At 68.5% G+C, this 13883-nt stretch carries 10 protein-coding genes; 7 read left to right on the top strand and 3 right to left on the bottom strand.

Features of this window, described 5'->3' with window-relative positions; genetic code table 11:
* Positions 1–57: 57 nt before the first annotated feature.
* Together FFS20_RS01365 and FFS20_RS01360 are read right to left on the bottom strand one after the other, a co-directional pair.
* Positions 58–612 (bottom strand): TetR/AcrR family transcriptional regulator, encoded by a 555-nt coding sequence (locus FFS20_RS01365; RefSeq protein ID WP_137824150.1) that lies wholly within the window; start codon positions 610–612, stop codon positions 58–60.
* A 270-nt stretch (positions 613–882) separates the two neighbouring features.
* Entirely contained in the window at positions 883–3555 is a 2673-nt protein-coding gene (locus FFS20_RS01360) for a bifunctional GNAT family N-acetyltransferase/acetate--CoA ligase family protein (protein ID WP_137824149.1), read from the bottom strand.
* A 73-nt stretch (positions 3556–3628) separates the two neighbouring features.
* On the opposite strand from FFS20_RS01360, the gene FFS20_RS01355 reads away from it, so the two are divergent.
* Both FFS20_RS01355 and FFS20_RS01350 read left to right on the top strand, forming a co-directional pair.
* The gene (locus FFS20_RS01355; RefSeq protein ID WP_137824148.1) at positions 3629–4216 is read left to right on the top strand and encodes a DUF5998 family protein; all 588 of its coding nucleotides are present in this window, start codon (positions 3629–3631) and stop codon (positions 4214–4216) included.
* Entirely contained in the window at positions 4216–5394 is a 1179-nt protein-coding gene (locus FFS20_RS01350; protein ID WP_137824147.1) for a nucleotide pyrophosphatase/phosphodiesterase family protein, read from the top strand. The genes FFS20_RS01355 and FFS20_RS01350 overlap by 1 nt, the downstream gene beginning before the upstream one ends.
* Here the strand turns inward: FFS20_RS01350 and FFS20_RS01345 are convergent.
* Complete coding sequence (locus tag FFS20_RS01345) at positions 5354–5974, bottom strand: GtrA family protein (RefSeq protein WP_137824146.1); 621 nt, start codon at positions 5972–5974, stop codon at positions 5354–5356. The genes FFS20_RS01350 and FFS20_RS01345 overlap by 41 nt on opposite strands.
* Before the next feature lie 183 nt (positions 5975–6157).
* Here FFS20_RS01345 and FFS20_RS01340 point away from each other — a divergent pair, with 183 nt between their 5' ends.
* The 5 genes from FFS20_RS01340 to FFS20_RS01320 all read left to right on the top strand — a co-directional run bounded on the left by FFS20_RS01340 (position 6158) and on the right by FFS20_RS01320 (position 13842).
* A complete protein-coding gene (locus FFS20_RS01340; protein WP_249356390.1) occupies positions 6158–7381 on the top strand; it encodes a 5-(carboxyamino)imidazole ribonucleotide synthase in 1224 nt (407 codons plus the stop codon).
* Between the two features lies 1 nt (position 7382).
* Entirely contained in the window at positions 7383–7922 is a 540-nt protein-coding gene (gene purE, locus FFS20_RS01335; RefSeq protein ID WP_137824144.1) for a 5-(carboxyamino)imidazole ribonucleotide mutase, read from the top strand.
* A 36-nt stretch (positions 7923–7958) separates the two neighbouring features.
* A complete protein-coding gene (locus FFS20_RS01330) occupies positions 7959–9107 on the top strand; it encodes an acyl-CoA dehydrogenase family protein (protein ID WP_137824143.1) in 1149 nt (382 codons plus the stop codon).
* Between the two features lie 279 nt (positions 9108–9386).
* Positions 9387–10886, top strand: coding sequence for an LCP family protein (locus FFS20_RS01325; protein WP_137824142.1), 1500 nt, complete (start codon positions 9387–9389; stop codon positions 10884–10886).
* Between the two features lie 367 nt (positions 10887–11253).
* Positions 11254–13842, top strand: a complete 2589-nt coding sequence (locus FFS20_RS01320) for an NlpC/P60 family protein (protein ID WP_249356387.1) — start codon at positions 11254–11256, stop codon at positions 13840–13842.
* Positions 13843–13883: the final 41 nt, after the last annotated feature.

Raw genomic sequence — 13883 nt, 5'->3', positions numbered from 1 at the left:
ACGCTCAGCCCCGATGCGCGGGGCAGTCAGGCCGAGACCGGCGGGGCGCACCTCAGCTCAGGCGGAGGCGAATTCGGCGCGCAGCCACTTGTCGAGCTCGCTGATGTACTTCTCGACCCGCTCGCGGCTCGCGGTGCCCGAGATCAGCTCGGTGATCATCATCCCGAGCACCGAACTCGAGATCCGCTTCGCCAGGTCGGGCTCGACGCCGCTGAGTCGGGCGACGAAGGCGTCGACCTGGTCCATGTTCGCCTGCTTCGCGGCGACGGCCTCGGTCGGCAGCGCGGGATCGAGGCCGAGCATCACCGAGGTGTAGAAGCGGCTGCGGTCGGTGGTCAGCAGCTCCATGCACAGGCCGACCGCGGCATCGAGCTGGGTGGTCTCGTCGTTTCCTGCAGTGTCGAGGAGTCGCTCGAGGCGACGGGCGTTGAGTTCGCCGATCCTCTCCATGATCCCGGTGATGAGGGCGTCGCGGGTGCGGTAGACGTTGGACGTCGAACCGACCGGCAGCTCCGCCATCGCATCGACGGCCCGATGGGTGAGTCCGCGGACTCCCTGTTCGGCGACGACGGCGATCGCGGAATCCGTGACGACATCTTTACGCGAAATCAATACTCTCAGCCTCGCTCTCATGCGGCTGTTCCCGATCAAGGGTGCCTGCTGACGGTGAAGGACGAACACTGCTCACTGCCATGTCACGTTTTCACCTTCTCGTTGAATGGCACAAAACGATAACTATTCATGGAGGAACGGAATCAGACACTACAGGTTCGGTGCCGGAATTGGTATAAGACGCGCCAAACTGACAGTCGGTTCCCACTTATCGGGTCGAATTCGCAGGTCCGGCGCGATCTCACCCGATAAAGGTCCATGTCAGCAAGGTCAGCTGAGCAGTCGCCTTGTCGTGTCGATCCGGGTCGCGTCCGCGAGCAGCGAGATCCGCACGCTGAGGATGTAGCTGTCGGTCTCGGTCGCGACGATCGGGTGCATCTCGACGTCGAGGATCTGCGGATGGCGTTCGACGAGGACGGAGAGGCGCTCGAGGACGTCGATGAGCGGATCGATGTTGACCGGGGGCAGACCTCGGTAGCCGAACAGCCTCGGCGAGGATTTGATCGCGCGGATCATCTCACCCGCGTCCTTGTCGGTGAGCGGGGAGACGCGGTGCTCGACATCGCCGAGGAGCTCGGTCGTGTCCCCGGCCAGAGAGAACGAGAGCATCGGCCCGAGCAGCCGGTCCTCGCCGGCGCGGATCACGCACGGCACCCCGGGCGGGGCCATCGCCTGGACGTCGACGAGGGGCTCCTCGTCGGCCCCGAGCGATTCGATGAGGGCCTGGAGGGCCGTGAAGTCCTCGACGAGTTCGTCGGGGGTGTCGATGTTGAGCCGCACCCCGCCGAGCTCCATGCGGTGGCGCAGGGCCTTCGTCACCGCCTTGAGCGCGACCGGGTAGCCGAGCGTCTCGGCCGCCTTGAGCCCCTCGTCCACCGAGGCGGCCGTGATGTAGGGCATCGTCTCGATTCCGTAGCAGTCGAGGAGCGCCCTGGCCTGATCGCGCTCGAGGACGACGGGGCAGCCGGGCCGCGCATCGGTGAGCGCGGCGTCGACGATGTCGCGCACGCCCTTGTCGTCGAGGTCCTCGATCTCGAGGAAGTTGCCGTGATCGGCCGAGCGCCACCGGGCGTAGTCCGTCGCCCGCGCGAGCGCCCACACGGCATCCTCGGGACCCACGTAGCTCGGGACGGTGTGGGTCACGCGCTTGCCGTCGGAGTCGGTGAGGAAGCTCGTGAGCTCGTCCTGGACGCCGAGGATGCCGAGGAAGCAGGCCACCGTCGTCTTCGACGACCGGGCGGCGGTCTCGGCGAGCACCGCGGCGATCTCGCTCTCCTCGGCTCCGGCCGAGGGCGTGAAGTTGACGATGACGGAATCGATGTCGTCCCGGTCGTACATCGCGGTGAGCCTCTCGCCGAAGGTCTCGGCATCGACCTCGGGGTGGAGGGAGACGGTCGCGGATTCGACGCTCAGCCCTTCTGCCCGGGCCCGTTGGACGATGAGGGTCGACAGCGCGGCGGAGTTCCCGATGACACCGACCCGGCGCCCCGCCGGCAGCGGCTGGGTCGAGAACACCTGAGCGAGGTCGAAGAGCTGGTGGACGGTGTCGGCCCTGACCACCCCGGCCTGGCCGAGCACCTGGTCGAGGGTGTGCGGGGCGAGTGAGGACGTGCGCACGACGTGGCCGGGCGGCAGCTCACGCCCGGTGACATCGGACTTGACGACGATGACGGGTTTGACGCGGGAGACGCGCCGGGCGATGCGGGAGAACTTCCGCGGGTTGCCGATCGATTCGAGGTAGAGGCCGACGGTCTTCGTCGCCGGATCCTCCTCCCAGTACTGGAGGACGTCGTTGCCGGACATGTCGGCGCGGTTGCCGGCCGAGACGAACGTCGAGATGCCCAAGCCCCGCGTCTTCGCCGCCGCGAGCAGGGCCGTGCCGAGCGCCCCGGACTGGCTGAACAGGCCGAGGGTGCCCGGTTCGGGGAGGAACGGGGCGAGTGAGGCGTTGAGGGAGACGTCCTCGGCCTCGTTGACGATGCCGAAGGAGTTCGGCCCGATGAGCCGCATGCCGTACGCCCGCGAGGTCGCGACGACCTGGCGCTGGAGCTCGGCACCGGCGCGGCCGGTCTCGGCGAAGCCCGAGGAGATGACGAGCACGCCCTTGGCGCCGTGGGCGGCGCACTCCTGGACGACCTCGGTGACGGATTCCGCGGGCACGGCGATGACGGCGAGGTCGGCGGTGCCCGGCAGCTCGGCGAGGCTCGGGTACGCCGGGACGCCGGCGACCTGGTCGGCCTCGGGGTGGACGACCCAGAGCTCGCCCTTGAAGTCCGCGGAGACGATGTTGCGGATGAGGAGGTTGCCCGTGGAGTTGCGCTTGCGGCTGGCGCCGATGACGACCACCGAGGCGGGATGGAGGACGGTGCGCACGCTCTTGGCCTCAGCACGGTGCTCGCGGGTGGCCTGGACCTCGAGCGAGCGGGCGGTGGGGTCGATGTCGAAGCTCACGGCCACGACCCCGTCGTCGAAGCCGCGGCTGACCTCGTAGCCGGCGGCCTGGAAGACCTGGAGCATCGAGCGGTTCTGGGGGAGCACCTCGGCGGTGAATTTGCGCAGCCCCGATTCCCGGGCGGCCGCGGCGAGGTGCTCGAGGAGGATCGAGCCGATCCCGCGGCCCTGGTGGGCGTCGGCGATGTTGAATGCGACCTCCGCGGTGCCCGGGGAGATCTTGTCGTAGCGGCCGACCCCGATGATGTCGTCGCCGATCGTCATCACGAGCGCCACCCGGTCGTGGTGGTCGACGTTGACGAAGCGGTCGAGGTCGCGTTTGGGCAGTTTGGGCAGGGGCGCGAAGAAGCGGAGGTAGATCGACTCCGGCGACTGCGACTCGTGCATCCGGGACAGCGCCTCGGCGTCGTCGGGAACGATCGGACGCAGGTGCGCGGTGCCGCCGTCGCGCAGCACGACGTCGGCCTCCCACGCGGCAGGATAGTCTTCCATACCCCAAGCATAGGTGCCCGACCGGTGCGTTCGCGGCTGGGAACGGGTGTGCGAGTACGGCACAATGGTGGGCATGTCTCTACCCGACGTCCTCGTCCGCGATCTCCAATCGGCCGGCTACTACCCGCAGCTCACCGAGGGGATCCTCGCCGACTCCCTCTACGACGAACCGGTGCTCAGCCACTTCGTCCACATCGACACCCACGTCGACATCGAATCGATCCACCGGCACGTCACGGCGTTCGTCCTCACCGAGACCCGTCTCCTCCTCGCCCACGTCGACGATGACCCCGCCGTGGCTCCCGGCGGCAAGGCGCGGGCGGTGACGAGCAGCGAGGACATCGAACTCGAGCGCCTCGGCACCGTCATGGTCGGGCGCACCTTCGCCGACCCCGCCTCGTATGCCCCGGGCGACGCCCCGGTCGAGGTCTCGCTGACGCTGTCGTGGGGTGCTGCCCGGCGCATCGAGGCGTTCCCGGAGACCTGCGGTGACCCGGACTGCATGGGCGACCACGGGTACGGGGGGTCGATCTTCGCCGAGGACGTCCTCCTCCGCGTCTCCGCCGAAGCCGAAGGACAGGCCGCCGTCGACCGCATCGCCGACTTCGCCGACCGCCTGCGCGCCGCCGTCTTCCACGCCCGCCTCCGGTCGCGGCGCTGATGGCCGACCTCCCCTCGCACCAGGTCCCCACCGCGAGCCTGCTCGCTCCTCCCGACTACGGCAGTCCCCTTCTCTCCGATGTCGTCCCGGCTGCGGCGCTCAGCCTCGGCGCCGGCGGCGTCCTCGATGACACCGCGGCCCGGCGCGCGCAGCGCCTCGGACTCGACCGCGAGGTGCGCACCGCGATCGTCGTCCTCATCGACGGCCTCGGCGAGCAGCTGCTCGCCCGCGACAGCGGCTACACCCCGTTCTTCCGGTCCCTGGCCGGCCAGCGGCGGACCGTGTCGACGGGATTCCCGTCGACGACGGCGAACTCCCTGTCCTCATTCGCCACCGGCAGGCTGCCCGGGGCCCACGGCGTCGTCGGCTACCGGCTGCTCGACCCCGCGAAGGACGCGGTGTTCAACCAGCTGACGTGGGATCTCGACGTCGATCCCGTGAGCTGGGTGCCCGACGCCACGCTCTTCGAGCGCCTGGAGACCGCCGGAGTCGACGTCGTCAGCCTCGGGGAGGCGAAGTTCGCCGGTCGCGGACTCAACCGCGCCTCCCTGCGCGGGGGCCGGTTCCGGGCGTCGAAGACGCTCGAGGAGCGGTGCGCGCAGGCACTCGCCGAGGTGCGGGCCCCGGGCACCCGGCTCGTCTACCTCTACTGGGGCGGACTCGACAAGACCGGGCACGTCCACGGCTCGAACTCGGCGCAGTGGACCGAGGAGCTCGAACGCATCGACCTCGCCCTGTCCCGGCTCGCCCAGGACCTGCCGGGCGATGCGGCGATGATCGTCACCGCCGACCACGGGATGGTCGACGTCGACCACGACACCCGCCTCGACCTCGTCGACGCTCCCGAGCTCAAGGCCGGTCTGCGCCACCTCGGCGGGGAGCCGCGGGCCCTCCACCTCTATGCGCAGCCCGGCGCCGCCGGCGATGTCGCGGCGGCGTGGACGGAGACGCTGGGGGAGCGGGCGCTCGTCCTGCCGCAGGCCGACGCGGTGCGGCGGAACTACTTCGGTCCCGTCGATCCCCGGGTCCGCGGGCGCATCGGGGACGTCGTCGTCATCTGCACCGACGGCTTCGCCGTCGTCGATTCGGAGACGGAGTCAGCCTCGGCCCTCGCGCTCATCGGCCATCACGGGGCGACTACGGCACGCGAACTCGAGATCCCGCTCCTCGTCGTCTGACGCCGGTCCGCGGGACTGCAGCACTGGCGTCAGTGCCGTCGTCGGTCGCGATGTCTTCAGCGGTGCCGCTCGCGGCGTCGTCGGCGCTCGCGACGCTGTCGCAGTCGTCGTCGGCGCTCGCGTCGCTGTCGTCGGTCGCGACGATGGCCCGCCTCGGCGAGGTCGTGCCGGGAACGCGGTAGAGGACGCGGCTGTACATGATGTAGCGGAAGATGTTGCCCAGCAGCACGCCGACGACGTTGGCGGAGATGTTGTCGGCCAGGGGCGAGGTCCAGCCCATGACGTAATGGCTGACGATGAGGCAGAGGCCGGCGATGCCGAGCCCGGCGAGGTTGACGAGGAAGAAGCCGATCGCCTCGCGCCAGGGCCGGCTCGTGCGGCCGTCGCGGAACGTCCAGTGCCGGGAGCCGAGCCAGCTCACCGTCGTCGCCGCCGCCACGGACACGACCTTGGGGATGAGCGGACCGATGTCGGTGGTGAAGAGGATGAGGTTGAAGACGCCGAGGTCGACGAGGAACGCGATCGTCCCGACGGCGGTGAACTTCGCCAGACGGGAGAGCTCGGACCGGGTGCGTCCCATGTCCCTCCTCATCTCGCGGCTCGTGGTCTCCTGGCTCGTGGGCGGAGACCCGAGGTCATCGTACGACAGCCGGATCGGCGTTCCCTGCGGACAGGGGCGTCCGCAGCGGACAGGGGAGCCGACGGGAGCCGGAGGACTGCCCTCGCGCACCGTTCGGAGCGGCCCCGCGATAGGATGGCAGGCGTGACTTTTCCTACCATCGGCGTCATCGGCGGCGGTCAGCTCGCCCGCATGCTCGCCCCCGCCGCCGAAGCCCTCGGCGTGAGATTCGCCGTCCTCTCCGAGTCCGCTGACGCCCCCGCCGCGCAGGTCATCCACGACGTCACGGTCGGCGACTACACGGATCTTGCGACGCTCAAGGCCTTCGCCGAGACCGTCGACGTCATCACCTTCGACCACGAGCACGTCCCGCCGGAGCACCTCGAGGCCCTCGTCGCCGCCGGGCACGCCGTCCGCCCGGGACCGCAGGCGCTCATCTTCGCCCAGGACAAGATCCTCATGCGCCGGAAGATGGACGAACTCGGCCTGCCCAACCCCCGGTGGGCGGAGATCGGCAGCCTCGCCGATGCCGAGGCCTTCGCCGCCGAGGCGGGTCTGCCCTTCATCCTCAAGACCCCGCGCGGGGGCTATGACGGCAAGGGCGTGCGCGTCATCTCCGACCTCGCCGAGGTCACCGAATGGCTCGCCGAGGTCCCCGTCCTCCTCGCCGAGGAGAAGGTCGACTTCACCCGGGAGCTCGCCGTCATGGTCGGTCGGTCCCCGATGGGTCAGACGGCCGTGTGGCCGGTCGTCGAGACCTGGCAGCAGGACGGCGTGTGCAAAGAGGCGATCGCTCCGGCCCCCGGTCTGCCCGGGCAGAAGGCGACCGCGATCACCGAGGCGGTCCTCACCGTCGCCGGTGCCCTCGACGTCACCGGGGTGATGGCGATGGAGATGTTCGAGACCCCGGACGGCTTCCTCATCAACGAATTCGCGATGCGCCCCCACAACACCGGGCACTGGACCCAGGACGGCTCGGTGACGAGCCAGTTCGAACAGCACCTGCGCGCCGTTCTCGACCTGCCGCTCGGCAGCCCCGCGGCCCGCGACGAGGTCTCGGTCATGGTCAACATCCTCGGCGCCGACCACGAGGACCTCTACCATCCCTACCTCCACGTCATGGCCCACGACCCCGACGTCAAGGTCCACCTCTACGGCAAGGGCGTGCGCCCGGGGCGGAAGGTCGGACACGTCAACGCGTACGGCGCCGATCGCGCGCTCGTCCTCGCCCGAGCCCGGCACGCCGCGGACTTCATCGCCGGCGTCGACGTCGACCCGCACCCGAGCCTGCCGACACCGACCGATCTCACTCCGGAGGGCGCGGACGACAGCGCGCCCCGCGCGACCTCAGCCGAGGAAAGGGACTGACATGACCACCTCCACGCAGCAGACCGACGAGGCGACCGCCTCGGCGAGCGTCCCCGTCGGGATCGTCATGGGATCGGACTCGGACTGGCCGACGATGCGGGCCGCCGCTGAGGCGCTCACCGAACTCGGCATCGCCTCGACCGCCGAGGTGGTCTCGGCCCACCGCATGCCCGAGGACATGATCGAGTGGGCGCGGACTGCGGCCGACCGCGGACTGCGCGTCATCATCGCCGGGGCCGGGGGCGCGGCGCACCTGCCGGGGATGATCGCATCGATGACGTCCCTGCCGGTCATCGGGGTGCCCGTGCCGCTGAAGCACCTCGACGGCATGGACTCCCTCCTCTCGATCGTCCAGATGCCCGGCGGCGTGCCCGTCGCGACGGTCTCGATCGGAGGAGCGAAGAACGCAGGACTGCTTGCGGCACGGATCCTCGCCGCCGGCACCGACGCCGAGGCGCTCGCCCTCCGCGGCCGACTCGACGACTACCGGGCCACCCTCCGCCAGGTCGCCCTCGACAAAGGGGCGGCACTCGGGCAATAATTGTTGACTGAACGATCGATCAGTCAAAGGAGCACGATGTTCGACCTCTACCAGCCCAGTGACGAGCACGAAGAGATCCGCGCGGCGGTGCGCGACGTCGTCGAGAAGCGGATCGCGCCCTTCGCGGCCGAGGTCGACGCCGAGTCCCGGTACCCGCAGGAAGCCCACGACGCGCTCGTCGAGACCGACTTCTTCGCCGCCCACATCCCCGAAGAGTACGGGGGAGTCGGAGCCGATGCCCTGGCGGTGGCGATCATCATCGAAGAGGTCGCGCGCGCCTGCGCCTCGTCCTCGCTCATCCCCGCGGTCAACAAGCTCGGCAGCATGCCCGTCCAGCTCGGCGGAGACGACGCGATCAAGGAGAAGTACCTCACCCCCGTCGCCCGCGGCGAGGCCGGATTCTCCTACGGGCTGTCCGAACGCGAGGCCGGCTCCGACACCGCCTCGATGACGACGCGGGCGACCCGCGACGGCGATGACTGGGTGCTCAACGGCGTGAAGACGTGGATCACCAACGCCGGCGTCTCCGAGTACTACACGGTCATGGCCGTGACCGATCCCGACGGCGCCCGCGGACGCAACATCTCCGCGTTCGTCGTCGAGAAGTCCGACGAGGGCTTCACGTTCGGTGAGAAGGAGCGCAAGCTTGGCATCAAGGGCTCGCCGACCCGAGAGCTGCTCTTCGACAACGTCCGGCTGCCCGGCGACCGCATCGTCGGCGCCCCGGGGGAGGGCCTGAAGATCGCACTGCGCACCCTCGACCACACGCGCGTGACGATCGCCGCCCAGGCCGTCGGCATCGCCCAGGGCGCACTCGACTACGCGCTGGGCTACGTCAAGGAGCGCCAGCAGTTCGGCAAGCGCATCGCCGACTTCCAGGCCATCCAGTTCATGCTCGCCGACATGGGCATGAAGCTCGAGGCCGCGCGTCAGCTCACCTACACCGCGGCGGCGAAGAGCGAACGCGGCGACGCCGACCTCACGTACTTCGGGGCCGCCGCGAAGGCGTTCGCCTCGGATGCCGCGATGGAGATCACGACCGACGCCGTCCAGCTCCTCGGCGGGGCCGGCTACGTCGTCGACCACCCCGTCGAGCGGATGATGCGCGACGCGAAGATCACCCAGATCTACGAGGGCACGAACCAGATCCAGCGCCTCGTCATGGGTCGCCAGCTGCTCGGCTAGCGCGAGCTGCCCGGCCGCGCCGCCGGCAGTCGCGCACCCGGCAGCGCGACCGACGCGGGACCGCAGCGGGAGGCGGACACGTGGTCTGCCTCCCGCTGAGGCAGTGTGAGGAGAAACACTGAGGCGCCGCGACATGCGCAGATCCCAGGTGCGGGAATCCACGGCGTCCACGCGACACAATGGATGAACACAGTGGACTCTGACGAAGCTTTGGCAGAGTGGTCACTGGCGCGGCCGCGAACGGCTGCTGCGAGAAGCGCGTGAGACGAAGGTGAGGCAGTGGCCGAGACGAAGTACATCGACCCCATTCACTATCCGTCGTACGCCTCGCAGCCGACGAGGGACGTCCGGGCGTGGTTGCTGCTTCTCGTCACCATCCTCCTGCCCGGTGGGGTCCAGCTGCTCTTCCGCAGCCGGCGCTGGGCGCGGGTCTCCCTGTCGATCACCGCGCTCAGCTGGCTGCTCCTCATCGTCGCTGTCATCGCGATCCTCATCAATCGCACGTTCGCGTTCACGATCGGCACGAACCCGATCATCCTCACGTTCCTCACGATCTGGGTGCCCATCGTCGGGCTCAACTGGTTCGTCTGCCTCATCGACACAATCCGCCGCATCCGGCTGGTCACACTGTCGAAGAAGGCCCGTCCGCGCTTCCTCGCCGCGTTCTGCGCGCTCATGCTCATCGTCGTCGGGCCGCTGGCCTGGGGGACGAACATGCTCAACAGCCAGCGCGGGCTCGTCAGCGACCTCTTCGCCTCGGGCAAGGTCGCCAAGCCCGTCGACGGACGCTACAACATCCTGCTCCTCGGCTCGGACGCCGGCAAGGGCAGGACCGGCATCCGCCCCGACTCCCTGTCACTCGTCTCGATCGACGCGGAGACCGGCAAGACCGTCATCATCGGCCTGCCGCGCAACATGCAGAACGTTCCCTTCGCCGAGGGCTCACCGCTGGCCTCGGTCTACCCGCAGGGCTTCAACTGCGGCAGCGAATGCCTGCTCAACGCCGTGTTCCAGCAGGGTGAGAAGTACAAGGACAAGTTCGAGGACCCGCAGCGGGCCGGCGAGCAGGCGACGATGGACGCCGTGTCCGCCGTGACCGGCCTTGAGGTCCAGTACTACGCGATGATCAACCTCAAGGGCTTCGAGAACCTCATCGACTCCCTCGGCGGCATCACCATCGTCTCGGGCAAACGCGTCCCGATCTCCTCGAAGGTCGACCCGACGACGGGCAAGCACGGACCGGTCAAGGGGTGGATCGAACCCGGAGAGCAGAAGCTCGACGGGTATCACGCGCTCTGGTACGCCCGGTCCCGCGAGTTCTCGAGCGACTACGAGAGGATGATCCGGCAGCGGTGCGTCCAGGAGGCGATGGTCAAGCAGCTCGACCCGGCCACCGTGCTCACCCGCTACCAGGACATCGCGAAGGCGACTCCCGGCGCCCTGTCGACGGACATCCCGTCGACGCAGGTCGACACCTTCGTCGACCTCGCGCTCAAGGTCAAGAGCCAGAAGATCGAGTCGCTTGACCTCACTCCGCCGCGCGTGACACCATCACAACCGGACTTCGCCGAGGCGCGGCGCCTGGTTGCCGAGAAGATCGACGCTGCCTCCAAGGACGCTGAGAAGCAGACCCAGGCGCTCGCGATGCCGGCAGGCGTCGGGGCGGGCGTGTCCGCGGACATCGGCACCGGTGCCGCGGTGACGGCATCCGGCACCGGCGACACCACTCCTGACGAGGGTGAAGAGTCCGACGCACGGGCGATCTGCTACGTCCCGTGAGGCTCCGGCGACCCGGTCGATGACGACCTGAGAACGCCTCGGCGAAAAAACTTTCGCACGGTGTGTCGCCTGTCAACACTGGGAACCACACCGGTGTAACTTTCCTCGTTCGTTATTTTTCCACTCTGACACGCCGGAAATGTGTAACAATTTTGAGATGTTGGGGTCGCCCACCGTATGCCGACGGTGAAGTGGACTCCCGGGCCTGAACTTCCCTGACTTCCTCGAAAAGGCTGTAACGATGAAATACATACTGCCCACTGTCGCGGGCTGCGCGTCTGTCGCGCTCGTCGGCACCTTAGCGGTCACGGCTACGGACGCCTTTGCTGCAACCGTCGAACCGGAAGTGACCCAAGAAGCGCTCAATGTGAGCGAAGACGGACTCGACGTCCCCGGCGCGCGCGATGCGAGCAGTGCCGGAGCCAGCGTCTCCAACCAGAGCGCGACCAATCTGCCCGACGTCTTCAAGTCGCAGTCGGCGCTGGCGGCCGCGGAGATCCCTGAGACGGTCAACGTCAGTGCTCAGCCGGTCGCTGCGACCGTCGCCCCCACCTCGGCGGGCCTGACCTCTCCCGAGGGGTCTGAGGCCCCGGCTGAGACTCCCGCACCCGCGGAGAGCACGGCTCCGGCCGAGACCGGCGACTCCGGAGAGGGCGAGGACGCTGCCGCCGATGACTCGCAGGACAGCGAGGACATCGCGGGCTCGGTGCGCCAGCAGACCGAGGACGGCGTCAACATCGCGCTCATCTCCGACGTCCTCGATGTGCCCACGAAGAACCCGAGCCTCGTCGGCGTCACCTTCTCCGATGCGCCGAGCACGATCCGCATCCAGGTCCGCGTCAAGAGCGATTCCGGCTGGGGAAACTGGCAGGACCTCGATGAGGACAAGCAGGAGGAGGCGAAGAACGAGGGCTCCGAGCCGTTCACCGTCAACGAGGCCAGCGGAGTGCAGCTGCGCATCCTCGGCGACAAGGCTCCCTCGGACGCCGAACTCGTTCTCGTCGACCCGAAGTTCTCCGAAGCCGATGCGCAGGCGGTCGCGGACAATGCGCCCGTCCAGATCGACCCGGCCGCCTCGGCGGCGGACTCCGGAACGACGGCACCGGCTGTCGACGAATCCGGCACCACCGACACCGGTGCGACCGAGGCCACGACGGTGTCGGCGACCGGTACTGCCACGGTGACGACGCAGAACTACGTGCCCGGTGACGCGCAGGTCAACACGGTCGCGAACTCCGCGAAGGTCCCCAAGCCCGACATCGCCTCGCGGAAGTCGTGGGGAGCGAAGTCGTACAAGGGCAGCCCGGACTACGCGAGCAGCATCAAGCAGGCCGTCGTCCACCACACCTCGGGATCGAACAGCTACTCGGCCGAGGACGTTCCCGGCATCATCCGCGGCATCCAGACCTTCCACCAGCAGGGTCGCGGATGGTCCGACATCGGATACAACGTCGTCGCCGACAAGTACGGTCGCCTGTGGCAGGCCCGTGACGGCGACATCTCGAAGGCCGTGATCGGTGCGCACACCTCCGGTCACAACACCGGCACGTTCGGCATCTCGGTGCTCGGCACGTACAACAGCTCGGCTCCGCCGAAGGTCACCCGCGACGCCGTCGCCTCGGCGATCGCGTGGAAGTTCTCGATGTACGGCCTCACCGCGAGCAAGTCGACGCTCGTCGGACACCGCGATCTCGGCAGCACCGACTGCCCGGGTGACGCGTTCTACGCGAAGCTCGGCGAGGTCCGCGACACCGTCAACAACATCCTCAAGTCCGGCGACCTGCCCTCGGACAGCAGCGATGACGACAAGACGGAGACCCCGAAGCCGGCTCCGCAGACCGCGATCGAGAAGTACGCCGCGGACAACAACCTCGGCAAGGCCACCGGCAACGAGTACGACGTCAAGGGCGTTGACGGCGCCAAGGCCCGCAACTACGAGAAGGGTGTCGTCTACTGGTCGCAGAAGACCGGCGCCTACCATGTCACCGGGGCGATCGCCTCGGCATACAAGGGTGATGCGATCACCCAGCTCGGGCTGCCCGTGAGCACGGAGAAGGGCGGCCTGAAGAACGGGGGCGTCTACCAGACGTTCTCGAAGGGCTCGTTCCACTGGTCGCCCCAGACCGGGGCGGCCTACACCACCGGCGTCCTCCTCGGCTACTGGAAGGACAAAGGCTACGAGCGCGGTCACCTCGGCTACCCGAAGTCCAACCCCGTGATCAAGGACGGCCGCGCCGAGCAGCTCTTCGAAGGAGCGAAGCTCGTGTGGGCCGAGGGCTACGGCACGACCGAGTTCTCCGCCAAGGGCACGATCTCGGGCACCGCGATCGATGAGAACGCGCCGGGCGACGCACCCCCGCCGGGGGACAGCGCCGCCGACGGCGGTTCGGGTGCAGACTCCGGGGAAGGTGCTGCAGCCGAGGGAAACGCCGACGGATCTGACAACGGCTCCGACAACGGCGGTTCGACCGACGAACCGACGCAGGAGCCCACCCCTTCGGATCCTCCGAAGGAAGAGCCCAAGCCGACCGAGCCTCCGAAGGAGGAGCCGAAGCCCACTGAGCCGCCCAAGGAGGACAAGCCCTCGAAGGAGGAGCAGATCCAGGCGCAGCGGGACAAGGTCATCGAACAGGCGAAGAAGTACGTCGGGACCAAGTACGTCTGGGGCGGCACCACGCCGAACGGCTGGGACTGCTCGGGCTACACGCAGTACGTCTACGGCAAGGCGGGCATCGATCTGCCGCGCACGACGAGCCAGCAGCGCAATGCCGGCAAGGAGATCTCGATCAAGGACGCCAAGCCCGGCGACCTCATCTGGATCCCCGGTCACATCGGAATCATCTCCGAGACCAAGGGCCAGATGTACGATGCGGGCTCGACGCGGACGAACACGACGAAGCGCAGCTACGAGTGGATGCTCAGCCGCGGCGCCAAGGTCATCCGGGTCATCGGCTGATCATCGTGCAGTGATCACTGGGGAGTGACCACTTCACCAGC

The sequence above is a fragment of the Brevibacterium sp. 2SA genome, assembly GCF_005502845.1.
Lineage (GTDB): Bacteria > Actinomycetota > Actinomycetes > Actinomycetales > Brevibacteriaceae > Brevibacterium.
This window is presented reverse-complemented; position numbering and strand designations above follow the sequence as displayed.